Below are 24,634 nucleotides of genomic sequence, written 5' to 3'. Positions count from 1 at the left end.
CATTGGCGCAGTCATTGATCCACAAAAATGTGAAAAGCAAAAAATGTAATGACAATATAATATCGCGACAAAGTATGTCGTTAGGCTGGATGACAGGACTTTTTTTATGCAAAAAACTCAGCATAATGCAGGCATAGAGATACAAATCAACAGATTTCATTTTATTGATTTAACGAAATTCAATAGATAGAAGCGTTGCAATATCAAGCGGGAACTATCTATCTGGATGGAGGGGTTTATATGGTAACAGCGCATTTAGCAACGATTGTGGGCTTCAGTTTAGTCGCTGTAGCTGTGCTTGCTGTGTTCTTCTCGCCTTATCGTCGCTGGTTAAGCTTTATGGCGGCCGGGATGCTGGTATGGGGCCTGATCGAGGTGATTCGTGTAGGAACTCAAACTTGGTTTGAGCTACCAATGACGTATAGTTATCTGAGCGCGTTAACTGCGGTCATGATGGTGGTGACTGGCCTGTTGTTGCGTGAAGATCGTCGTGCTGAGCGTGCTTTGGCAAAACGCCGTTGCATCGAACATACGCCGGTGTATGAAGACGACCAGCAGCAGCTTTCAAGCCGTTAATTCTACAAGTTGCAATGAAAAAAATGCACCCATGTGTGCATTTTTCAATTTGGAAATATGATACAAACTGCATAATCCACCTAGCCCAGAACTATGCTAGGATATTTGTCAATTTTCGTACAATTAGAATAGGCATCCTCCATGAAACTGTCGTCCATTCCTGTGTTAAAACTTCCTCTGGTTGACCTTAGTACTGATCCACTTGATTTGCTGGTCGCAGGTCTTGCGTTACGTATGAAGCAGTTAGCACGTACTAGCCCGAAATTTATTGAATTGGTACATGAACGCCAGTTTCGTATCCAAATCGGAACAGATGAGGGAATGGCACGTCAGATCGTTGTGAATAATGGTCATATCGATACTGTTTCAGGTGATGCAGAAAAAGCTGATTTTGTACTGCAATTTGCTGACAGTGAACAGGGTGTAAAAACATTGCTTAAAGGTGATCCAACTGCATTCATGAGTGGTATGCAAAGTGGCACGATTAAAATGGAAGGCGATTTTGGTCTGCTGGTCTGGTTTAACCAGGTCGCGAAAATGATTCCGCCTAAACTGCCAAAACCGGTCAAAGAAAAAGTGAAAATGGCACGTCAGTTTATTAAAGAGAAAACTGGTAAATAAGTTAAAAATCTTTCATCCAACCTTTTCTTTCTACCTTTGGGAGAAACACAAAGAGGGGGGTGAAAGGATAAAAGATTTTTAAAAGAAAAAGCCCTCATTAGAGTAATGCCAGTCAGTTAAGAAATTGACTGGCATTTTCTTGGATATTTTTGTGCTTTAATTTTCACTACTCGCGGACATTGCCTTTGCCTTTTTTCAGGTAATACAAATATTTTAGATTGTTCAAATAATTGCGCTAAATGTTTGGGTAGGTTTCCTGCTGATTCTAAAGGTGTGTGCCTTAAGATATTGATAATACTCATAGATGCAATATGGAAACTGATCCTTAAAGGACTCACCTTTGCATGTTCAGCGATAAACCTCATCTGTCTTCTTAAGATATTATATGCAATAAATACCCCCCACAATTCTTGATAGACCAAATCAGGTTGTTTGCTTCTTAAAATCCTTGCATCCTGTAAATCACTTTTAATTTCCCGATAACACATTTCTATTTCCCAACGCTGGATATAAAGCATTGCAAGGTCTTTGAATGGATAAACTTTAGAATCTGTTAATGATGTAATGTAACGTCTTATTTTTCCTGCATATTCAACTTCAATTAAACGTGCTTCCCAATAGTCACCCAATGACGGATTTATCTTTTTTGCTCTTGCTGAAACAGGCATTTTGATCTGAAAGTCATGGGCCGCATTATGATGAATCACTTCATAACGCAGGTTGTCCTTTGCTCGCATCAACCAATGACTCTCTTCTGCCTGAGATTGCCAGCTCACTAAAAAATCAGCAGAGAAGTAAGCACGATCAAATAGGGTAATACTGCGAACTGGTGCTTTTAATTGACTGGCTAAGGTTAATTCACCTTGATCCATACTGCCCATTTGGGCATCAATCATTTCATGGGTATTGGTATTCACCAGGCAAGTCGCTCTAACTTGTGGGTAAGGTGCAGCTGCTGTTTTGCCTTTGGATGAACCAAAGTGCTTAAAGTTTTCTTCTGTATGAGGCATAGACCAAACCACACCATCTACAGCACAAACGCATAGACCGTGAAAGTTGCTATATTGTTGTTGTGAGTCTTTAAACCATGCCTGACTTAATGTCGAAAATAAAGCACTCATGGGTTCTAAGCCTAAGCGTTGTCTTGCTTGTACGGATGCACTCGGTACACAGTATTCTGCCGTACCGAAAACAAGTTGCAATTGTTGAACCACATACCAAATCGGTTGATTTCGAAATAGAGCAAGTCCGATTACCAGCCAAACAACATGTTCAGCAGGCAGTTTTCTTTTTCGAATTGATGCTTTACCTGTTTGGTCTAAGCAATCTTCAATCCAGTTTAAATCAATCAATTCACTGAATTGTGAAAGTGAAGGTAGGGTTTGTTTTAATGTTAAATCTAGATTCTGAGATAAATTCATAAAAAAAGAGCGTATTTACATACGCTCTTTTTACAGCATTTTAACTTTTTTTGCTTAACTGACTGGCATTACTCATTAGAGGGCTTTTTTCATTCTAGAACAATGACAGTTTATTCAACTTCCAGATTAAACGTCACCGGCCCATCATTGACCAGATGCACTTTCATGTCGGCGGCAAAAATACCGGTTTGCACATGTTCAAACTGGCTTTGGGCATATTCTACCAGCTGCTCATAAAGTGCTTTAGCCTCGGCAGGCGGCATAGCTGGGCCAAAGTCTGGACGTAAACCCTTCTGGGTCTGTGCCATCAAGGTAAATTGTGAAACCAGCAATAAACCACCGTCGGCCTGGGCAACGTTCCAGCCCATTTTACCCTGTTCATCATCAAAGAAGCGGTATTTCAATATTTTATCAATCAGCTTTTTGCCTTTTTCCAGATTATCGTCTTTGCCTAAACCTAGAAAAACCAGAATTCCTTTTTCAATTTCCCCAGTGGTTTCACCCTCGACCACGACTTTAGCTTCTAAAACTCTTTGTAATAAGGCACGCATTTTACATATGGACTGCTAATGATAGATGGACGTGATTGTAGCAAGAATAAAATCTGGAGCAGTATGAGATGCTGTTTTTATGAGCTTTAAATATATGAAAATCAATTGATTAATTTTTTTAAATCCATTAAAGCGATTGAATTAATAAAAATAATCTGTTTTATCTATTTATTGTGTTGGCGTATCTTAGCCCATGCAGGAAAGGTAATAAATTGAGAGATTTAGAAATGTTTAAGCGTTCATTACTGGTTGCAATGATTGCAACTGTCACAGCTGCACAAGCTGCTCCTTTAACTAAAGACAATGGCGCGCCAGTCGGTGATAACCAGAACTCGATCACTGCGGGTCCAAATGGTTCAGTACTCCTTCAGGATGTTCAACTGGTACAAAAATTACAACGTTTTGGTCGTGAGCGTATTCCTGAGCGTGTCGTACATGCGCGTGGTACAGGGGCATATGGTGAATTCGTTGCGACCAAAGATCTATCTGATCTTACCCTCGCTTCATTGTTCAAAGCGGGGACTAAAACTCCAGTTTTCCTGCGTTTTTCTACCGTAATTCACGGTAAGGGTTCACCAGAAACTCTACGTGACCCACACGGTTTTGCATTGAAATTCTACACTCAAGAAGGTAACTGGGACTTGGTCGGTAACCAGACACCGGTATTCTTTATCCGTGATGCAATCAAGTTCCCGGACTTCATTCATGCCATGAAGCCAAGCCCAGTAACGAATGTCCAAGATGCTAACCGTGTGTTTGACTTCCTGTCGAGCCAGCCATGGGCAACCAACATGCTGACTTATGTGTATGGCAAGCAAGGTGTTCCAACTAGCTATCGTGAACAGGACGGTTTTGGTGTTCACGCTTACAAACTGTATAACGACAAAGGCGAATACAAGTACGTGAAATTCAACTTCCGCTCTAAACAGGGCGTGAAAGGCCTGAACGTGAAAGAAGCGGCTGAACAGCAGGGTAAAGATTTCAACCACTTGACCAATGATCTATATAACAACATCTATGCGGGTAATTTCCCGAAATGGGATCTATATATTCAGGTGATTGATCCTAAAGATCTAAACAGCTTTGATTTTGATCCGTTAGATCCAACCAAAATCTGGCCAACTGAGCTGGTACCAGAAACCAAAGTCGGTACTTTGACCCTGAACCGTATGCCGAAGAACTTCTTCAATGAGACTGAACAGTCTGCATTTGCGCCAGGTAACCTGGTTCCGGGCATCGAGCCATCAGAAGACCGTCTGCTACAAGGCCGTATCTTCTCTTACTCAGATACCCAAATGTACCGTTTAGGCGCGAATCACCAGCAAATTCCGGTGAACCGTCCAGTGGTAAATGTGAACAACAATAATCAGGATGGCTACATGAATATCTCTGAGCGTGACTCGGATGTGAACTATGAGCCAAGCCGTAAAGAGCCAAAAGCTGCCACTGAAAAAGCACGTGCGGTACAAACACCATTATCTGGTCATGTACAGCAAATTGGCGTGAAAGAGCAGAACTTCAAGCAGGCAGGTGAGCTGTACCGTTCATACTCGGCTAAAGAAAAAGATGACCTGATCATGAACCTTGCTGCTGATTTAGGCGCAGTGAAAGATTCAGAAACCAAGCACATCATGTTGTCTTACTTCTATAAGGCAGATGCGGACTACGGTACACGTATGACCAAGGCGGTAAACGGTAACCTGGCGACTGTTAAAGCCAAAGCTGCAAAATTAAAAGACTAATCCCGATTGGTCTTGAGGAACTGGTGACTAGGGCATAGCGCATCACCTCCAAAAAGTCCTGTAATACTCCAAACCTTTCCTGCACCCTAGGGGGAGTTTTACAGGCACTCCGTTTTTTATCTCATCTCAGGGTAATTCAGTCTTTCAAGACTTAAATTCCCCTTCGATTTCTGCTGGAGTTCATCATGAAAGTTATGTCATCTATGTTTTTAGCCAGTATTCTCACGATAGGTTCCGCATTCGCAAACGTGACTGTCGCGAAGGAGATCTCCCCCGCTAAAAGCGTGGACAATATTCAGATGAACTCACAACAGGAACTGGTCGACCTGTTCTTTGCTGCCGCCAAAATTGGCAATAGCGAAGTTATCAACGAATTTTTAAAACATGGCTTTCCGGTCGATGTACGCAATAAAGACGGTTATACGCCACTGATGATGGCAACGTATTATGGCCATCAAGCGATAGTCAGCAGTTTGCTTAAACATGGTGCCGACCGCTGTGCTCGAGACAATCGAGGCAATACGGCCTTGATGGGGGCTTTATTCAAGATGGAATTTGCGATTGCCAAGCAGTTGCGTCAGGTGGACTGTGATGTCCAGGCGCAAAAAACCGGACAAAAGACCACAGCCGAATTTGCCAAGGTCATTGGCCAGGAAAAACAGCTACATAAACTGATTCAGGAACAGGAAAAAGCTCAGACCAACACCCAGAAATAAACCGGGTTATGCTTCTGATACTTTTGTCGCAAATACAGCCAGCTGTACGTAAATCCTGCATTATTGCATGACTTTTTATGCTTTAATGCAGAGATAAGCACAGCGATATTCCCTTAGTTATGGCCCCAATTATCCATTCTCTGTTAGATACTGACTTGTACAAATTCACTATGTTACAAGTGGTCTTACACAAGTTTCCGCAAACGCATAGTGTCTACCATTTCCGTTGTCGTAATCTGGAAGATACAGTCTATCCACTGACGGATATTCTGGATGACCTGAATCATCAACTGGACCTGCTGTGTCAGCTAAAATTCAAAGAAGATGAACTGCAATATTTAAGAAGCTTACGTTTTATCAAAAGCGATTTTGTGGATTATCTGGAACTGTTCCAGCTCAAGCGCCGTTTCATCAAGGCCAGTATCGACAGTCAAGGCCGTCTGGATATTGTGGTGGAAGGCCCGATGGTTCAGGCGATGATGTTCGAGATCTTCGTACTGGCGATTGTCAATGAACTGTATTTCAGCCGCATTCGCACGCCTGAAGTGTTGGCTGAAGGCGAACACCGTTTAAAAGCCAAAATCGAGCTATTAAAACAGTATGATGCTGCGCAAAACCCCAATGATCCACCATTCTTGGTGTCAGATTTTGGTACGCGTCGCCGTTACAGTTTCGATTGGCAAAAGCATGTGGTCGAAGAATTTCACAAAGCCGCACCGCATGTGTTCCGTGGGACCAGTAATGTACTGTTAGCCAAAGAGCTGGGCATTACCCCGATTGGTACCATGGCGCATGAATTCCTGCAAGCTTTTCAGGCGCTGGACGTACGTTTACGTAATTTCCAGAAATCTGCACTGGAAAGCTGGGTACAGGAATATCGTGGTGACTTGGGTATTGCCTTGACCGATGTGGTGGGGATGGATGCATTCCTGCGCGACTTTGATCTGTACTTTGCCAAGCTGTTTGATGGCTTGCGTCATGATAGTGGCGACCCTTATGAATGGGGTGACAAGGCCTATGCGCATTATAAAAAGCTGAAAATAGACAGCAAAACCAAGATGCTGACTTTTAGTGATGGCCTGAATCTGGAAAAAGCCTGGAAATTGCATCAGTACTTTAAAGACCGTTTTCAGGTCAGTTTCGGCATTGGCACCAATCTGACCAATGATATGGGGCAAACCCCACTCAATATTGTGCTGAAACTGGTGGAATGTAACCGTCAGTCAGTAGCCAAAATCTCGGATAGTCCGGGCAAAACCATGACCGATAATGATACGTTCTTGGCCTATTTGCGTCAGGTTTTTGAGATCAATGAACCTGCTTAAGTCAGTTTGAAAAATTCATAATTTTTAAGAACCGTTTCTATATAGAGGCGGTTTTTTTATGCAAGCTTATTTAACACCAGGGTTTAGCTAAAATCTTGCTAATCATCTGCAAAGAAAGCACATCAGTGTAAAAACCAGCTGTGCTAAGATCAACAGGATTTGACCAATAATAGCCATGATAACGATGACCGCTGCAGCTTTTAATTTTGGCCTGCTGATTGAGGCAGAAGATTTAGTTCCCTATTTGGGCCATGAAAAACTTCGTATTGTCGACCTGAGCCGTGCCTCTGTGTATGAGCAGCTGCATATTCCGCATGCCTTGCATTTAAAGCCTAAACTTCTGGTGCGTCAGGAAGAAACGGCGATGGGACTGTTACCGGATACCGAAGGCTTGCAGGCTCTCATTGATTATCTGAATATTTCTCCTGAGCATCATGTGGTGGCTTATGATGATGAGGGCGGGGCATGGGCAGGGCGTTTGCTCTGGAACCTACATTGTCTGGGTTTTGAAAATACCAGTCTGTTGAATGGCGGGATTCATGCCTGGCTCGGTGCTGGTTTGCCGACTTCTTCCAGTCAGGAGCAGTTTGCACCAGTGAAGAACGTATTGCAGGTTAATCTCGAGCATCAGGCGAATTTTCAGATTGGCTATGATGAACTGCGCCAACAGGTTGAAAATCAACAGGTTCAAATTTGGGATTGCCGCACGCAAGATGAATATACTGGCCTACGTTTAGCGGCTCGACGCGGCGGTCACATTCCGGGAGCACGTCATTTTGAATGGAGTACTGCCCTTAATCGCGAAAATCATTTAAAATTACAGCCTTTACCACGTACTCAGCAGCGTCTGGAACAACTGGGCTTTGATTTGAATCAACCCGTTGTGGTGTACTGCCAGTCCCATCACCGCTCAGGTTTGGCCTATATTCTGGGTCGTTTACTGGGCTGGAAAATTCGAGCCTATGATGGTGCGTGGAGTGAATGGGGCAACCGCCTCGATAGTCCAATCGCTACAGGGGAGCTGCCATCTTGAGCATCACATCACGTTTAAAACAACAGTTTTTTATTAAAGCTCAACGATTAGTACCGCAACATCGCTTGTCTCGGGTGGTGGGTAAAATTGCCGCCAGCGAAAACCCGATTATCAAAACTGCTGCAATTACTGCCTTTAAGGCGCAGTATGGCATTGATATGTCGATTGCTGAACAGGCCAATGCCCTGAAATTCAAGTCATTTAATGAATTTTTTACCCGCGCCCTAAAAGAAGGTATCCGTGCGGTTGATCCAGATGCTACGAGCATTGTTTCGCCTGCAGATGGTGCGATTTCCCAGCTAGGTAAAATTGAAAATGGCGATGTGTTTCAGGCCAAAGGCCAGAAATTTACCGTTGAAGCACTGATTGCTGATCCGCAACTGGCCGAGCCATTCAAAAACGGTGAATTTGCGACCGTATATTTGTCGCCACGTGATTATCATCGGGTGCATATGCCATTTGCTGGCACCTTGACTGAAACGTTATATGTACCGGGCGAGCTATTCTCGGTCAATCAGGTGACCGCAGAAAATATTCCGGGCCTGTTTGCACGCAATGAACGTATGGTCTGTCTGTTTGATACTGAAATCGGCCGTATGGCGGTGGTATTGGTCGGTGCGATGATTGTGGCGGGTATTGAAACCGTGGCAACCGGCAAAGTGAAGCCTTCAGGCCGGATCGAACTTAATCAGCATGATCTGTTCCTGGAAAAAGGGGCAGAACTGGGTCGTTTCTACCTCGGTTCAACAGCAGTGATTTTATTCGAAGAAAATAAAATGCAGTGGGATGCCGTATTCAAGGCCAATTCTTTGGTGAATATGGGTGAAGCGCTGGGGCATACAGTTTAAAGATTTTACCCTCCCTTTATTAAAGGGAGGTTGGAGGGATTAAATATTTTCTCGTTTAGAATAAATAAAAATCCCCCTCAGTCCCCCTTTAAAAAAGGGGGATTTCCTCTCCTATTAAGGACACGGTTAGAGAGAGATCCAAATAAAAAAAAAGCACCCTCAGGCGCTTTTTTTTATTTCTAGAAATTTATCGTTTCACGACGATGGAATCGATCCCGCTATTCTGCAAGGTTTGCTGTGCGATAATCGCGGCTTCTGCAGAATCATAAGGGCCTGAAACCACGCGATACCAGACTTTGCCATTTTCTACACTGCGTACCACATCGGCAGATAAACCATTGAGAATAATTTCAGCACGGCGGGCATCGGCCTGATCCGGGTCATCAAAGCTGCGGACTTGCAGAATATAACTGGCCGGAGCGGCAACAGGCGCTTCACTGGCTTCTAAGCCAGGCTCAGTTGTGGTCGCCTCAGGTGGAGCTACTTCAGGTCGAGGCGCTTCTACAATTACTACCGTATCCTGATTTTTGTTTTCAGGGACGGCCTGTTCAGGAATAGGCGTCACTTGTTGCTGTGGTAACAGGTCATAAAAACGGTAATCTTTATTGGTATCTTCTTCTTGGACAGATTCAGCACTTGTTTGAGTTTTCGGTTTGACCGGTTCCCATGGCTTCCAGAGCATCAGTGCCATTAAAAAACTTAACACGATTAAAATGATCACGAGTGTGCCGAGCCAGGTTGGAATAAGTGGCTTTTTAGGCTTATTCGGTCTTTCAGATACACCGCGCTGCGTTTTTCCAAACACTTGGGATTTTCCTCTTATTAATCGGGACATATAGAAAAGGCATAACAGCAGTTATGCCCCTACTATCACTTCATCCTATGTGATCAGGATACAAAAGTCATCCTCTAGATCACAAATCACACAGAATTTTAATTTATCTGTATCTTCAAGCACATAGCTGAAGTTACAAAATGTCTGCTCAGCAGATAAACGGCAGTGTTTTGCTTACATGCTCGCTTCGAGCCTAGCTCTTGTCTTGCATCAATGTAAAAGCAGTGCTTTGACTATTTACCTTCTTGCATCAATGTAAAAGCAGTGCTTTACATTGATTCAGGAGCTGACACACCTAAAAGTTCTAAACCGTTACGCAGTACCTGACGCACGTTCACTGATAACAATAAGCGTGCTTGGGTCAATTCAGCATCATCACCGAGTACTTTATTGTCGTTGTACCAGCCGTGGAACAAGGCTGCCAGCTCTTTCAGGTAATTACCGATTTGATGTGGTTCATAGCTGTTTGCAGCACGGACCAGAATTTCCGGATAGGCCGCTAGTTTGGCCAGGATTTCAGTTTCAGCATCAAGCTCCAGCTTAGCCGCCAAATTACGTGCTGCTGTAGCATCAAAGTTGACATTGGTAGACGCTGCTTTTTCTAACATACGACAGATACGAGCGTGTGCATACTGGATGTAATACACTGCATTGTCCTTGCTTTGTGACACAGCAAGATCCAGGTCAAAATCAATGTGCTGTTCAGACTTACGCATTACGTAGTAAAAACGTGCAGCATCATTGCCAACTTCTTTACGCAGATCACGCAAGGTCACAAACTGGCCTGAACGGGATGACATTTGTACCATCTCGCCGCCACGCCATAGGCTCACGAACTGAACCAGAAGAACCGTTAATTTTTTCGAGTCATAGCCCAGCGCATCAATGGCCGCTTTTACACGTGCGATATAACCGTGGTGATCTGAACCCCAGATATCGATGATATCGGTATAGCCACGTTGTAACTTGTTCAGGTGGTAAGCGATGTCAGACGCGAAGTAAGTGGTCTGACCATTACGACGTTTCACGACACGGTCTTTTTCATCACCGAATGCAGTGGATTTGAACCAGATGTTGCCATCCAGTTCATACAGGAAACCACGCTGATCTAAGGTCTGTAAGGCTTCTTCAATTTTGTCTGTCAATGATTCTTCGCTGAACCATTGATTGAAGGTTACACCAAACTCGCCCAGGTCATCTTTAATATCATCCAGAATCGCTTTAAGCGCGGCTTGCAAGAATACGCGGTAGCCTGTGCCAATTAACGCTTGTGAGTTAAAGATCAAACCATCGATGTGTTTTTCTTTATCGCCAGACAATACGACTTTATTGCCATCAGCATCTAATTCGGCTGCAAACTGTACATCTTCAGGCACATCTTTATACACGTCGGCCACAGGACGGACATAAGCATCGCCATCCTGGTCAATAATGCTTTGTGCAATTTCTTTTACGTAGTCACCCTGGTAGGCATTTTTCGGGAATACCAGTTCCTGACCCGTTAATTCTAAGTAGCGCAGATAAGTCGAAGTCGCCAGAATGTCCATTTGACGGCCAGCATCATTGACATAGTATTCGCGATCGACTTTTGCACCGGTCGCTTCAAGCAAGTTCGCAACCGTCATGCCATACGCAGCACCACGACCATGACCTACGTGCAGGCTAGAGGTTGGGTTGGCAGAAACGAATTCAACCTGAATACGTTTATCCGCATTGACCTGGGTACGACCATAAGTCGCCTGTTGTGCCTGAATTTGATCAAGGACTGCAAAGCGCTGGTCAGCATTCAGGAAGAAGTTAATAAAACCAGGACCGGCAATTTCTGCCTTGCTGATATCCGCCACTTCAGGCAGGGCAGCAAGAATTTTTTCCGCTAAATCACGTGGCTTCATACCCGCAGCTTTCGACGCGATCATGGCAATATTCGACGCAAAGTCACCATGGCTTCGGTCTTTGGTACGCGTCAAATTACTTGTATTGTTCCAGTCAGATGGGAGTACGCCTTGTGCCTGTAAAGTGTGCACTGCATGATCGAGAGCTGCTTGTATTGCCGTATTCATAATCAGTCGAAAATAGAGATCGCAGAAAAACAGCAAATATAGCAAATTTCAGGCTGTTTAGGTAAAAGCATTTCTAGGGAATAAAAAGTAGAGGATCACTTCGTCAGAAGTTTTTGACTAAAGAAAGGGAAAATCAACGGATTAATCCCGTGAAAATAACACCAGTTTTCAGCTCAACATTTCAGATGAAAAAAACAATGCTTCACCCTACAGAATTTGGCTTATATTAGTCATCTGAAAACAGTAAAAAGAGCATGTCGTGGCTGCATCACAACGTCCGACCATTATCGGTCATATTCCTAAACTCCCTGCAAAATGGGCATTGATTATTGTGCCTTTTATCCTGTCCTGCCTGATGAGTGGCATTATTTCCATGATCAATATGCTGCGTAATCTTGGCTGGATTGATGGATTTATGGCACTCTGGTTTCATAACTGGATGATTTCCTGGGCGATTGCTTTTCCGATTGTGGTGACCTTATTGCCATTCGTACGCAAATTCACTGGGCTGTTGGTCGATATGTCCGGACCTCAGCCACCCAAATGATCATTTTTTAAATCTTAAATTTGATCTGGCTGGAGTCAATTCTTGAGCATTTTAAAAGTCGGGCTATATGGGGCGAATAGCATCATTTTTAAATTAAATGCTCCACCGCCGCCCGGATGATCCCGAGCACCAGACCGATACAGGCACCGACCACGACCCCATTGACCCGGATCATATGCAGGTCGCCGCCGACTTCATTTTCAATCTTGTCGATCATCTCGCTTGAATCCCATTCGTGAATGCGCTCGCTGATAAAGCGAATCACTTTTTCACTGTACTGGTCACTCAGGTCAACCGCGATAGAGCTCAAACGTTTATTCAGCAGCTCACGAACCGAAGCATTCGAGATGATATTTTCTCCGACCTGTTGAATGGCAATTCTGAGATTTTCCGCAATACCCGAATCAGGTTTTTGCAAGTCTGCCTTGATTGCATCACATAAAATCACCACGGCACCGCTGATAAAATTCAGTACCTGTGGACTATCCAGTAAGGCATCTTTGGTTTCATTCAGACGCTGGCTGGCTTCACTGTCATTATCTGCCAGCTGCAACATCCAGCTATGTCCCATGCTCTCAATTTTAAGTCGCCACGGATGATCTGGATCGGCCAGCATGGCTTCAACGCGCCCGATCACGGAATCAATACTGCGTTGCTGCACGTCAATCCCGATCCAGCTGGCGCCTTTGGCCAGTTTCCACACGCCCATTTCCTTAAACAGGTTACGGGTCAGCTCGCGGGTTTGTTCCGGATGCGAGGTCATCCAGGCATGCACCACATCCAGTCCGCGCTGTAGCACATCCTGATGGAAATCATTGTCCAGAACGGCATGCAGCATTTCGCTGGCCAGAGTATTGATCTGGGTATTTTTGACCCATTGCACGCTGTTGCTTTGGATAAAGCCGGCAATCTGTTCCTGTCCGACAAATTCAAAGATTTTAGGAACCGTTTGCTGAATGACCTGAGTCACTTGGGCATTATTTTGTGGATTGGCCAGCCAGCGTCCTGCAGCCAGACTCAGGTCTGTACTGTCCAGACTGCGTTGTACAATTTGCGGAGAAAGAAAATTTTCCTGCACAAAACGGCCCATCGACTCTGCAATACGAGCCTTATTACGTGGAATGATTTCGGTATGGTCGCGTAAAAACTTGGGAATGGGCAATCTGCCAAAAGGGTTACGAAACAGCACGGTAATCGCATACCAGTCCGCCAGTCCACCGACCACACCCGCTTCTGCCGAGAGCATCAGAATATGAATGAGCCAGACATATTCAGGTAGCAGTTTGGCTGCCACCATCAGTGCCAACCAGATCAGTACGGCGACCACCAAGGCGATGGTCGCGAAACGTTTACTGCGTTGTAAGCTCGGGGAGATACGCTCTGTCTGCATAGATCATCCTGTCAGGAGGGATTGGCCGGTTGCGGTTGCAGCACTGCACCGGATGGACTTAAACCATATTTAGCCCCAAGTGACTGTAAAATCAAGCGGGCATCAAAGGCATCTTGAGGCGCCTGATTGGCCTTGAAGCATTCAATGGTATAAGCCACCTGGGCAGGATCCAGAGTCACGGTATAAGGACGGTCATAGAATGGGTCTGGCCAGAATCCCGGATATCGGCGGTAATACCCGTAAGGATAAAAGCTTGGCGCCGGATAGACGATGGCTTGCCGTGGAGGTTGCTGGGTGCGGTTACTTGGATCATTCAGTACCCTGAAGAATTGAAAACCATTTTGTACGGTAGTCTGTGCGGCTTTGAGCAGGGTAATTTCTTCAGCTGTGCCAAAGCTCATATTGGGACGGGCCTGAAAGCTGATACGGTAAGTGTTGCTATTGAGGGGAGTGGTACTGTAGCGACCTAACTGATCAAATGTTAAGGGCTTTGAGGGTGTGGTTGCACAGCCAGTCAGGCTGATGGCAGCAATCATACTCAATCCCAGTAGCATGTTTTTCATGTTCGATCTCCTGATGCAATGATCCAGTTCAGACAGCCGGTCTTAAAAAATCTTAAAAACTGCTATCGGGCTGGGTCAGGAAAGTAAGTTCTTCATCGGTCGATTCACGACCCAGAATCTGGTTTCGGTGCGGGTAACGTCCAAAGCGGTCAATAATGACTTTATGCTTTTTCTCGAATTCCAGATTGGTCGGATTGCCCAGACGCTGAAACATTTTTAAGGCGAATTCATGAATCAGTTTGGATTCGCTGTGCATAAATGGCATATACAGAAAGGCACGCTGTTCCGGACTGAGCTGTTGATCTAGATTCAGGCTGATGGTTTCCTGAGCCAAGGCCAGTGCCAGACTGTCTTGGGCAAAAGCTTGGGGAGAATCACGGAATAAATTTCGTGAAAATTGATCTAGCACAATAATTTCGGCCAGCCGACCTTCTGCGGTTTTACGCCAGCCCCAAAGTTCAGCCCGGGCTGCCTGCTGATGGGTGCTCATGAACTGCTGCGCAATACTTTGGTCGAATTCATGACTTTGGCTAAACCATAAGGGCTGGCTGTCCGCATGAAACCAGAAGTCTAAAATATCTTGATAATTCATAATATTTACAATTCATTAGCATCTATTTGTTAATAAAATCACAAATTTTCCATGTCTTATAGAGGAAGTTTGTGTTAAAAATTTGCCAAATTAAAAATCAATAGTTTGCCTGAAAACTAGGCAGCCTGTCATGTGCCGGCACGAAATCACGTTATACTGATTAAACCGATGATTTTAATTTAATAATTTAGCCCCCTTAAGCGAGATTGTAATGAGTCAACCTGAATCGACTTCCCAAAATGTGTTACCGACCTGGGTCGAGTCGTCACTCATCAAAGGCATGCTGCGTGGTATCGAGCGTGAAAGCTTACGTATGCAAAGTGATGGTTTCCTGTCACAGGCAGCGCATCCTCGTGCCTTGGGTTCAGCCTTGACTCATCCACATATCACCACGGACTATTCTGAAGCATTGATGGAGTTTATTACTCCGCCACAAGACAGTATTAAAAAGGCGCTGGACTATCTCAGCGATATTCATGCAATTGTACATCGCCATCTGGAAAATGATGAAAAGCTCTGGCCTTTGTCGATGCCGTGTATGCTGGACAGCCGCGATGACAGTATTCCGCTGGCACAGTATGGCAGCTCGAATATCGGTTTATTTAAAACCTTGTATCGTCATGGTCTAGGTGTGCGTTATGGCCGCCGTATGCAGACGATTTCAGGTGTGCATTACAACCTGTCTTTCCCGGATCATCTGTTCGAGGCCTTGCAACAGCAGGAACAGGACGAGGCGCTGCAAGCATTGAGCTTGCAGGATTATCGCAGTCATCGCTATATGGGCCTGATCCGTAACTTTATTCGTCTGACCCCACTGGTGATGTTCCTGATCGGGGCCAGTCCGGCGGTCTGCCAGTGCTTTATGACTGGCCGTGATCATTTCTTGCTGCCATTGGTCAAAGGCACCTTGTATTCGCCTTATGCGACTGCGCTACGTATGGGACGTTTTGGCTATCAAAACTCTGCACAGAAACAGCTCGGTATTCACTACAATAATTTGCAGGACTATCTGGACGGACTGCAAAAAGCGGTCAAAACGCCCTATAAACCGTTTAGTCGTTTGGGATTAGATGATTCCAATGGCCAGCCGATCCAGATCAATGATCATGTGCTGCAAATCGAAAATGAATATTACAGCTTAGTGCGCCCGAAACAGGTGCCGCTTGCAGGTGAAACGCCGTCACAGGCACTGGAAAATCGTGGGATTGCCTATGTCGAGCTGCGTGCAGTCGATGTCAATCCATACAGCCCGATTGGCATTAATGAAGATACGGCCGGCTTCCTCGAAGTCGTAGCCTTGTACTGTTTATTGCAGGACAGTCCGGCGCTCCTCAGCAATGAACAGGATATTATTGAACAGAATCAGGCCGAAGTAGTGAACCGTGGTCGTGCGCCAAATGCCGCAATTATGGAAAATGGCCAGTCTTATCCGATTGAAGACTGGTGTGCCATGCATTTGCAACGCATGCACCCCTTGGCCAAGCTGTTAAATTCGGCCTATGACAGTACTCTCTATACCGATGCATTAAAAACCATGATGATCCGGGTCGATGAAGTGGATGCCACCTTGTCTGCCTTGGTGGTGGGTGATACACGTGAACAGGGCGGTATGTGGCATTTTGGCCAACATCTGGCCCAGCAACATAGCAGTGTCTATGAGGAACATCAGCTCAGTCCGGAAACACTGGCTTATTTTGAAGAAATGTCACAAAAGTCATTGCAGCAGCAACAGCAACTCGAGCAAGATAGCAGCGTCAGTTTTGCTGATTATTTAGCCCAATATCGATAAAAAATAAGAGGATTCACCATGCAATGGGGTTATCGCTTCGTGAGTGGTATGTTGTTTCTGGCTGCTGTCATCGGCATGGCATTTGCCTTATATCTTGAGCATGTACAAGGTCTGGCGCCTTGTCCGCTCTGTGTGTTTCAGCGTGTTGGATTAATCGGACTCGGGATCATCTCACTGATCGCATTCCTGCATAATCCCGCATCTAATCTCATGAAGCGGCTGTATGCCTTGCTGGGTTCGCTCAGTATTTTGTGGTCTGTGGGCGTGGCTGCGCGTCATGTCTGGTTACAGAACCTGCCACCGGATCAGGTGCCGAGCTGTGGTCCCGGTCTGGAATACTGGCTGGAAACCCTGCCGATGCAGTCTGTACTGCAACAGGTGCTGAATGGTTCGGGTGAATGTGCTGCGATTGACTGGACTTTCTTGGGTCAATCCTTACCTGTCTGGTCTTTGATCTTCTTTAGTATTTTATTGCTGGTCAGTTTATGGCAACTGCTGCGTAAATATAAAAAGGCACCGGTTAAACGACTCAGAGATAAATATTAATTCCGTATTTAATAAAAAAGCCCTCAATTGAGGGCTTTTTTATTTTGCTTGAGTTTAGGTCAGGGCAATGCCTTCCAGACTGTCCAGATCCATCACATATTCATGAATCTGATCAAAGGCTTCATCTTCTACACTTGGATAGAACCAGCGCGCCACCTGCTCGGCCACCAGCGGATGATACTGAATTTCAAAATGGTTCAGGCCATAGAAAATCGCCTTGTTTGCATCCGGGACTTTGAGCTGAAAGCGCGGATTGGGATGCTCGCCCAAAGCACTTTTAATACTGACCAGATAATCGCCAATCACATGCAAGGTCTTGTTCTTGCGGTTTTCAAACTCGATGGTGCCGGCAACCAGGTAGGTGTCGATATGAGAGGGAATCGGGGCAGGTTTACGGTGATCATCCATAAAGCCGATCCGAAGTGGATTATGCTCCCAGTCATCATCCCGGACGCTGCCATGGCGCAAATCCAGAATACCGTTACTGCGAATATTGACCAGATGGCCAAGCAGCCGGATCAGTGGAAAATGTCCAAGTTTGTCCTGCAAGCTAAAGCCAAAACGTTCCAGTACTGCACCATGATGCGGTGAGCCCAGACAAACCAGATTTTCCACCATATTGACCCAGCTATAGACATTCTGCTTGCCATAAAACAGCGCACTACGAGAGACCAGACCACCCATGCTATGCCCGATCAGGTCAATACTGGTAATTCTAGGATTGCGAACAACCAGATCCTGTAAGGTATTCGCCAGACTGCGACCATTGGCAGAAATCCGGCGTCCAGTATTGTAATTCAGGTAGAGCATGGTATTGCGGTCGCGCTGCGCCAGTAATTTTGCCCCAATGCCTTCATATTTGCGATTTGACCAGTCTAAATGGTTCATGCATAAGCCATGTACAAACAAAGTGATACGACCGCTTAGCTCACCTTTTTGCAGCGAGCCATAATGGTCATAGATCACCATCGGCAGGGCTAGAGGGTTTTGATATTTCAGCAGATAATCCCCGATAATGCCATTTAAGACACTGACCAGAAAATGCAAGGAAGGTGTCAGCGGTTTATTGTGCAGTTTAGGAAAGCGTTCAATAATCTGGCGCAAAGCAGGGGCAATCAGGGTATTGCCATAATGAAACAGCATGTCATAAGACATCTGATAGAGCCGCACGATTGAAGGAATATTCTGAATCTTTTCTGAATTATTTTCACTTAAACCGAAAATACTCATTAAGATTTCGCGTTGAATACTCTTGACCAGTTCCTGGATCACATCGTTAAAGCGCATAGTCACCAGCTGCGCCAGACCTTCCAGTACATCGGCCTGACTCGGCGGGGTCCGATCCCATCGACAATAGGTTTCATGTAACGGTGTCAAACTTGGCATCTGATCCTGTCCTTTCAATGAGCCGCATGTGGTGCCATCTTTCTTTTTAAAGAACTTCGCGGTATAAATTCTTTTTCTTGTTGAGTTTCCTGATTTTGAGGGCCTCAGCTTAAAATAACGAGAATGAGAGAAGATTTTGAGCTTTTTTGTCAGACAATTTAAGCAATTAACTGGTCTTATAACGTAGTGTACTTCACATTATTTAAATTAAATTTTGATGATTGATGGGTTTTTTGTTGGTAGTTCATGAATATCATTTATTTGCATGGTTTTAAGAGTAATTCGAACTCGATCAAGGGGAAATTGCTGCAACATTACTGTGCAAAGTATCCTGAAATTCAGGTACATTTACCCGATTTAAACATGTCACCGAAGGCTGCCATTGCGTATGTTTCTGGCCTGATTGAATCGATGCATGATGTGGCGTTACTGGGCAGCAGTCTCGGCGGATTTTATGCGACACATCTGGTCGCACAGCATGCTGTGCCTGCTGTACTGATCAATCCGGCAATGCGACCATGGCAACTGTTTCGTGAACTATTTGATGAGCAACTGCCTTATCAGGTTCATCCGAAATGGTGTCTGGATGAAGCAGATCTGGTACAACTCCAGCAATTGGCCCTGCCGGTTGCACAAGATGCAGACAAAATACTGGTTCTGCTGCAACAAGGCGATGAAGTTTTGGATTATCGTGAAGCACATCGTTATTATAGTGCTGCGCATCCCCCTGCAATACTGATGACTGAAGCGCATGGCAGTCACGGGATGGATGATTTTGCGGAAAAAATTCCGTTCGTCTTACAGTTTTTATTGGACTGCATAAAAAAGGAAACCGAATAACGTGTCTCAATATACGGCTCAATCTCTTGAAGTTTTATCTGGTCTGGATCCGGTCCGTCGTCGTCCGGGCATGTATACCGATACTTCTCGTCCCAACCATTTGGCACAGGAAGTGATTGATAATGCTGTCGATGAGGCACTGGCAGGACATGCCAACAAGATTACCGTCACGGTCTATAAAGATGGTTCTTTATCAGTCGAAGACAATGGCCGTGGGATGCCGGTGGATATTCACCCTGAATACGGCCAGAGCGGTATTGAAATTATCATGACCAAACTGCATGCCGGCGGTAAGTTCAGCACCGATAACTACCAGTTTTCCGGTGGTTTGCATGGCGTCGGGATTTCAGTGGTCAATGCGCTTTCGACCCGGGTAGAGGTTGAAGTTCAGCGTCAGGGCAATCTGTATAAAATGGCCTTTGAAAATGGCGAACCGGTTGCACCGCTTGAAGTGCTGGCAGGTAAGGCACCGAAACGGGTATCAGGAACTACGGTACAATTCTGGCCTGAAGCCAAATATTTTGATTCGCCTAAATTTGCCTTAAAAGCGTTAAAGCATAATCTCAAAGCCAAAGCGGTTTTGGCTGCGGGCTTACAGATCAATTATATTGACCAGATCAATGACGAAAAGATCACCTGGCAGTTTGAAAATGGTCTGGTCGACTATTTGATGGATGAGCTTGAGGATCGTGAAATCATTCCTGCACCGGCTTTTGTTGCAACAGGTGACGCTGAGCGTGCCAGTGCCGAGTTTGCGATTTGCTGGAATGTAGAAGGCGGCGATAGCATTCAGGAATCCTATGTCAACCTGATTCCGACCGCACAAGGTGGAACCCATGTGAATGGTTTGCGTTCAGGCGTGACTGATGCGATGCGCGAGTTCTGTGAATTGCGTAATTTGCTGCCGCGGAATATGAAACTCTCTGCCGAAGATGTCTGGGACGGCGTCAATTATATCCTGTCGCTGAAATTCCAGGAGCCCCAATTCTCCGGACAGACCAAAGAACGTCTGTCGAGCCGTGAAGCAGCAGGGATTGTGCAGAATATTGCCAAAGATGCCTTTGCACTGTGGTTGAACCAGAATTCTGACATTGCCATGCAACTGGCAGAAATGGCTATTTCTAAAGCCGGTCGCCGTTTAAAAGCGGCCAAAAAAGTAGAACGTAAAAAGATTGTGGCAGGTCCAACCTTGCCGGGGAAACTGTCGGACTGTGTAGGCCATGATCTGGATCAGTCAGAACTGTTTATTGTGGAAGGGGATTCTGCGGGTGGTTCGGCCAAGCAGGCGCGTGATAAGAACTTCCAGGCGATTATGCCAATTCGTGGAAAAATCCTGAATACTTGGGAAGTCTCTTCTGACGAAGTTCTAGCATCGCAGGAAGTACACAATATTGCGATTGCCATTGGCGTTGATCCGGGTTCGGATGACCTGTCTGAACTGCGTTATGGCAAGGTCTGTATTCTGGCCGATGCCGACTCGGATGGTTTGCATATCGCGACTTTGCTGTGTGCCTTATTTGTGAAGCATTTTCCGACTCTGGTGGAAGAGGGGCATTTGTATGTCGCAATGCCACCATTATTCCGTATTGATGACAACAAAGATGTGCATTACGCTTTGGATGAAGACGAACTGAATAGCATCCTGAAAAAATGCAAAACCAAGAATCCGCAAATTACCCGATTCAAGGGTCTGGGCGAGATGAATGCCAGCCAGTTGCGTGAAACCACACTGGATCCAAACACGCGCCGTCTGGTGCAACTGGACTTAGATGATGCTCATCATACTGCAGGTTTATTGGATAAACTCTTGGCAAAAAAACGTGCCAGTGACCGTAAAGACTGGTTAGAGCAAAAAGGCAATCTGGCAGATTTGGTGGTTTAAACTATCGAATTTAAGCAATAAAAAATCCCGCGCTTGCGGGATTTTTTGTTTTAAAACAGTGCAAAAATTATTCAAAATACTGCACTTTATTTGTACATCATCTTCTATCTCACTTCCGCCATGCTTTCATTGCTCTTTGCGCGACCTACTTAGAATTAAGCTCGGATACAGTATTTAAATACAGGTTTAATTCTTTTTAGTATTACTAAATCAATGATTCATAATACAAATAATGAGATCGGTTAAAGTAAATTTTTTTATTTTTTGAAGCCTTGGCACAGAAATTGAATCACTCCATCCAGATGTACAACAAGACAAGCATGAAAAATGCACCATTATAAAGTTTGGAGAAAAATCTGATGTTCCAACGCAATTTATTTTCAAAAAGTATTTTAGCCGCAACCATGGCAGGGGCTGTTGCATTAACGGGGTGTTCAAAATCTGCTGAAAAAGCAGGAGCCCCGGCCACAGAAAGCAAAGTCGCAGATAGCGGCGATACGATTAAAGTCGGGATCCTGCATTCCTTGTCAGGCACGATGGCAATTTCTGAAACTTCACTGAAAGACACGGCCTTAATGGCGATTAAGGAAATCAATGATAATGGTGGGGTACTGGGTAAGAAACTGGAACCGGTGGTGGTCGATCCAGCATCAGACTGGCCGCTGTTTGCAGAGCAAGCACGTCAGCTGATTACCCAAGACAAAGTCGCGGTAATTTTCGGTGCATGGACGTCGGTGTCACGTAAATCGGTATTGCCAGTGGTTGAAGAGCTGAATGGCTTATTGTTCTATCCTGTACAGTACGAAGGCCAAGAACAATCCAAAAATATTTTTTATACCGGTGCTGCGCCTAACCAGCAAGCCATTCCAGCCGTGGAATACTTGATGAGCGAAGAGGGCGGCAAGGCTGAGCGTTTTGTCCTGCTCGGTACAGACTATGTGTACCCACGTACCACCAACCAGATTTTACGTGCGTTCTTAAAGTCTAAAGGCGTGGCCGATGCTGACATCATGGAAGAGTACACGCCATTTGGTCACAGCAACTATCAAACTATTGTGGGTAATGTGAAAAAATTCGCAGCTGGTAAAAAGACCGCAGTGATCTCAACCATCAATGGCGACTCGAATGTGCCGTTCTATCGTGAACTGGGTAATCAGGGCATTAAAGCCTCTGATATTCCTGTGATGGCATTTTCGGTGGGTGAAGAAGAACTGCGTGGTATTGATACCAAGCCATTGGTCGGTCATTTGGCGTCATGGAACTATTTCATGTCAGTGAAGAATCCGGTCAATACAGAATTCACCAAAAAGATGAAGCAATACGCGGTTGAATTTAAATTACCGAATGTCGATAAGCTAGTCACCAATGATCCAATGGAAGCGACCTATGTCGGGATTAACATGTGGAAGCAAGCCGTTGAAAAAGCAGGTTCTACAGAGGTCGATAAAGTCCGTGAAGCGATGGCAGGTCAGGAATTCAAAGCACCATCAGGCTATACCTTAAAAATGGATGCAAGCAACCATCACTTACACAAGCCAGTCATGATTGGTCAGATTCGTGGTGATGGTCAATTTGATGTGGTCTATAAGACGCCTCAAGTCATTCAGGCACAGCCATGGAGCACCTATATTCCTAAATAAAACCAATATATAGCCTGCTGTATCAGCAGCAGGTTTCTTTTAATTTTTTTCCTTCTCTTTATGGATGAAATTCCAATTTAATAGGGGTGAATATAATGAATATTCGCGTGAATATCGCCGCTATTTTTCTGGTATTTGCACAGGTTATTTGTGTGCAACTGGTATCAGCAGAACAATCCTCAAATCGCACTGCATTGAATGCAGTCATACAACAAGATGCAATCCAGCAATTTGTGCAAGGTGATTTTGCCCAGCGCCGTGCTTTACTGAAGCAATGGCCGGGCAGTATTGAGCAGTTAGATCAGCTTGCAGAATATGTTGAAAACGAGCAGCTTTATAGTGGGGCTAATGGTCAAACCTATATTTTAGAATCGGACGAAAAATTACTCAGCTATCCGAGTCTAGGCATCGTTGCAGATTGGCCGAGTGACTTATCACAAGTGACTTTGGTGAATACCTTGCGTAAAGCGCTCAACTTTGGTTTGGCACAAAGAAAACTCAAATCTGAAGATGCTTCCGAGCGTTTAGAAGCGATTGATATTTATGAAAGCAACTTGGCAGAGCTGAATGTTGCTCACATCAATGCCCTGTATTTGAACGAACAAAATAACAAAGTCAAAGCCCGTTTGGCCCAGCTTAAAGCGCGTCTGGATTATCAAGATGCAGATGTCTTAGTTAAAATTCAAGCGGCGAAAGCCTTGCAAGACTCCAATCGTCCCGATGTCTTGGCGATGATCGACAATGAGCTGACACAGCCGAATATCCATTCTGAGCTGAAAGCGGCTTTGCTTGAAGCGAAAAGCAGTATTAAAACCCGGATTCAAGCCAGTGAATGGACTGGGCATTTATTTTCAGGGCTGAGTACTGCGAGTATTTTACTGCTTGCAGCACTCGGTTTAGCCATTACTTATGGTTTGCTCGGTGTCATCAATATGGCGCATGGTGAGCTCATTATGATTGGCGCCTATACTACTTATGTGGTGCAAAGTCTGTTTAAAAGCTATTTGGGTAGCTATGTCGAGTGGTACTTAATCGCCGCGATTCCTGCGGCATTCTTGGTGAGTGGACTGATCGGTATGTTGATTGAACGTACCGTGATTCGTCCATTATACGGTCGTCAACTTGAAACCTTGCTTGCAACCTTTGGGGTCAGCCTGATTTTGATGCAATTGGTACGCATGACTTTTGGTGCGCAAAATGTCGAAGTGTCGAATATTTCGTGGCTATCAGGCGGGATCTCCATTACCCCAAGTTTAATGCTGCCGTATAACCGTATTGCGATTATTGTCTTCACCATTGCAGTGCTTTTACTATTGGTTTACCTGCTGAATAAAACCCGTTTTGGTTTGTTTGTACGTGCGGTGACGCAAAACCGTCAAATGGCACAAGCCGTTGGTATTCGTTCAAGCCGTATCGACATGATGGCCTTTGGTTTAGGTTCAGGTTTGGCCGGTTTAGCGGGCTGTGCTTTGGCACAAGTGGGTAACGTCGGGCCGGATTTAGGGCAAAACTACATTATTGATGCCTTCTTGGTGGTGGTTGTCGGTGGTGTAGGTCAGGTGTGGGGTGCAGTCCTTGCAGCGCTTGGTCTAGGTATTAGTGGTACCGCCTTGGAAATTGGCATTGGTGCGGTACTGGCAAAAATTGTTCTCTTGGTGCTTGTGATTTTGTTTATTCAAAAACGTCCACAAGGTTTGTTTGCCATCAAAGGCCGTTTTGTGGAGTAAGCAC

The 24,634-nt window shown here is 45.0% G+C and carries 22 protein-coding genes; 14 read left to right on the top strand and 8 right to left on the bottom strand.

The features are described from left to right. Nucleotides 1-240: 240 nt before the first annotated feature. Together aciT and F890_RS16265 are read left to right on the top strand one after the other, a co-directional pair. The gene (aciT, locus tag F890_RS16270; RefSeq protein WP_005094938.1) at nt 241-576 is read left to right on the top strand and encodes a ciprofloxacin tolerance protein AciT; all 336 of its coding nucleotides are present in this window, start codon (nt 241-243) and stop codon (nt 574-576) included. Nucleotides 577-717: 141 nt separating this feature from the next. After that, nucleotides 718-1,197 carry an SCP2 sterol-binding domain-containing protein gene (locus F890_RS16265; protein WP_005094940.1) on the top strand — a complete coding sequence of 160 codons (480 nt, stop codon included), beginning with the start codon at nt 718-720 and terminating at the stop codon, nt 1,195-1,197. A 116-nt stretch (nt 1,198-1,313) separates the two neighbouring features. On the opposite strand, the gene F890_RS16260 is transcribed toward F890_RS16265, so the two are convergent. Then, nucleotides 1,314-2,618, bottom strand: a complete 1,305-nt coding sequence (locus F890_RS16260; protein WP_004282307.1) for an IS4 family transposase — start codon at nt 2,616-2,618, stop codon at nt 1,314-1,316. A 110-nt stretch (nt 2,619-2,728) separates the two neighbouring features. Next, on the bottom strand, nt 2,729-3,169 hold the full coding sequence (dtd, locus tag F890_RS16255; protein WP_005094942.1) for a D-aminoacyl-tRNA deacylase: 441 nt from the start codon (nt 3,167-3,169) through the stop codon (nt 2,729-2,731). Between the two features lie 227 nt (nt 3,170-3,396). Between dtd and F890_RS16250 the strand changes: the two genes are divergently transcribed. The 5 genes from F890_RS16250 to asd all read left to right on the top strand — a co-directional run bounded on the left by F890_RS16250 (nt 3,397) and on the right by asd (nt 8,833). Further along, on the top strand, nt 3,397-4,911 hold the full coding sequence (locus F890_RS16250; RefSeq protein ID WP_005094943.1) for a catalase: 1,515 nt from the start codon (nt 3,397-3,399) through the stop codon (nt 4,909-4,911). A 185-nt stretch (nt 4,912-5,096) separates the two neighbouring features. Next, nucleotides 5,097-5,627: an ankyrin repeat domain-containing protein gene (locus F890_RS16245; protein ID WP_005094946.1), complete on the top strand. Its 531-nt coding sequence runs from the start codon at nt 5,097-5,099 to the stop codon at nt 5,625-5,627. Between the two features lie 119 nt (nt 5,628-5,746). Then, nucleotides 5,747-6,952, top strand: a complete 1,206-nt coding sequence (gene pncB, locus F890_RS16240; RefSeq protein WP_004729084.1) for a nicotinate phosphoribosyltransferase — start codon at nt 5,747-5,749, stop codon at nt 6,950-6,952. Between the two features lie 184 nt (nt 6,953-7,136). Further along, entirely contained in the window at nt 7,137-7,985 is an 849-nt protein-coding gene (locus F890_RS16235) for a sulfurtransferase (protein ID WP_005094948.1), read from the top strand. After that, nucleotides 7,982-8,833 carry an archaetidylserine decarboxylase gene (gene asd, locus F890_RS16230; RefSeq protein ID WP_004281264.1) on the top strand — a complete coding sequence of 284 codons (852 nt, stop codon included), beginning with the start codon at nt 7,982-7,984 and terminating at the stop codon, nt 8,831-8,833. Before F890_RS16235 ends, asd begins: the two co-directional genes overlap by 4 nt. A gap of 187 nt (nt 8,834-9,020) precedes the next feature. Here asd and F890_RS16225 read toward each other — a convergent pair whose 3' ends face one another. Further along, entirely contained in the window at nt 9,021-9,638 is a 618-nt protein-coding gene (locus tag F890_RS16225) for an SPOR domain-containing protein (protein WP_004281265.1), read from the bottom strand. A 299-nt stretch (nt 9,639-9,937) separates the two neighbouring features. Continuing rightward, nucleotides 9,938-11,728: an arginine--tRNA ligase gene (gene argS, locus F890_RS16220; protein WP_004281266.1), complete on the bottom strand. Its 1,791-nt coding sequence runs from the start codon at nt 11,726-11,728 to the stop codon at nt 9,938-9,940. Nucleotides 11,729-11,987: 259 nt separating this feature from the next. On the opposite strand from argS, the gene F890_RS16215 reads away from it, so the two are divergent. After that, nucleotides 11,988-12,275: a DUF2798 domain-containing protein gene (locus tag F890_RS16215; RefSeq protein ID WP_004647201.1), complete on the top strand. Its 288-nt coding sequence runs from the start codon at nt 11,988-11,990 to the stop codon at nt 12,273-12,275. An 88-nt stretch (nt 12,276-12,363) separates the two neighbouring features. Here F890_RS16215 and F890_RS16210 read toward each other — a convergent pair whose 3' ends face one another. Genes F890_RS16210 through F890_RS16200 form a run of 3 tightly spaced genes read right to left on the bottom strand, consistent with a single transcriptional unit; the run spans nt 12,364 to nt 14,820 of the window. Continuing rightward, the gene (locus tag F890_RS16210) at nt 12,364-13,665 is read right to left on the bottom strand and encodes a DUF445 domain-containing protein (RefSeq protein ID WP_005267707.1); all 1,302 of its coding nucleotides are present in this window, start codon (nt 13,663-13,665) and stop codon (nt 12,364-12,366) included. A gap of 11 nt (nt 13,666-13,676) precedes the next feature. Beyond that, entirely contained in the window at nt 13,677-14,228 is a 552-nt protein-coding gene (locus F890_RS16205; protein WP_004647203.1) for a CC0125/CC1285 family lipoprotein, read from the bottom strand. Nucleotides 14,229-14,280: 52 nt separating this feature from the next. Next, entirely contained in the window at nt 14,281-14,820 is a 540-nt protein-coding gene (locus tag F890_RS16200) for a DUF924 family protein (RefSeq protein WP_005267705.1), read from the bottom strand. A gap of 211 nt (nt 14,821-15,031) precedes the next feature. Here F890_RS16200 and gshA point away from each other — a divergent pair, with 211 nt between their 5' ends. Next, nucleotides 15,032-16,609, top strand: coding sequence for a glutamate--cysteine ligase (gene gshA / locus F890_RS16195; RefSeq protein WP_005267704.1), 1,578 nt, complete (start codon nt 15,032-15,034; stop codon nt 16,607-16,609). 18 nt (nt 16,610-16,627) lie between these two features. Beyond that, the gene (locus F890_RS16190) at nt 16,628-17,155 is read left to right on the top strand and encodes a disulfide bond formation protein B (protein WP_005267702.1); all 528 of its coding nucleotides are present in this window, start codon (nt 16,628-16,630) and stop codon (nt 17,153-17,155) included. A gap of 54 nt (nt 17,156-17,209) precedes the next feature. Here F890_RS16190 and F890_RS16185 read toward each other — a convergent pair whose 3' ends face one another. Continuing rightward, the gene (locus tag F890_RS16185; RefSeq protein WP_005267699.1) at nt 17,210-18,541 is read right to left on the bottom strand and encodes a PGAP1-like alpha/beta domain-containing protein; all 1,332 of its coding nucleotides are present in this window, start codon (nt 18,539-18,541) and stop codon (nt 17,210-17,212) included. Nucleotides 18,542-18,787: 246 nt separating this feature from the next. Here F890_RS16185 and F890_RS16180 point away from each other — a divergent pair, with 246 nt between their 5' ends. The 4 genes from F890_RS16180 to urtB all read left to right on the top strand — a co-directional run bounded on the left by F890_RS16180 (nt 18,788) and on the right by urtB (nt 24,630). After that, nucleotides 18,788-19,381 (top strand): YqiA/YcfP family alpha/beta fold hydrolase, encoded by a 594-nt coding sequence (locus F890_RS16180; protein ID WP_005105323.1) that lies wholly within the window; start codon nt 18,788-18,790, stop codon nt 19,379-19,381. Nucleotide 19,382: 1 nt separating this feature from the next. Further along, a complete protein-coding gene (gene parE / locus F890_RS16175; RefSeq protein WP_005267696.1) occupies nt 19,383-21,263 on the top strand; it encodes a DNA topoisomerase IV subunit B in 1,881 nt (626 codons plus the stop codon). Nucleotides 21,264-21,622: 359 nt separating this feature from the next. After that, nucleotides 21,623-22,903, top strand: a complete 1,281-nt coding sequence (gene urtA / locus F890_RS16170) for an urea ABC transporter substrate-binding protein (protein WP_005267694.1) — start codon at nt 21,623-21,625, stop codon at nt 22,901-22,903. 95 nt (nt 22,904-22,998) lie between these two features. Beyond that, nucleotides 22,999-24,630: an urea ABC transporter permease subunit UrtB gene (urtB, locus tag F890_RS16165; RefSeq protein ID WP_005267693.1), complete on the top strand. Its 1,632-nt coding sequence runs from the start codon at nt 22,999-23,001 to the stop codon at nt 24,628-24,630. Nucleotides 24,631-24,634 lie beyond the last annotated feature (4 nt).

The organism is Acinetobacter sp. CIP 64.7 (assembly GCF_000369745.1).
Classification (GTDB): domain Bacteria; phylum Pseudomonadota; class Gammaproteobacteria; order Pseudomonadales; family Moraxellaceae; genus Acinetobacter; species Acinetobacter fasciculus.
Note: the sequence above shows the minus strand (reverse complement) of the source record. Positions and strands in the feature narration are given on the sequence as shown.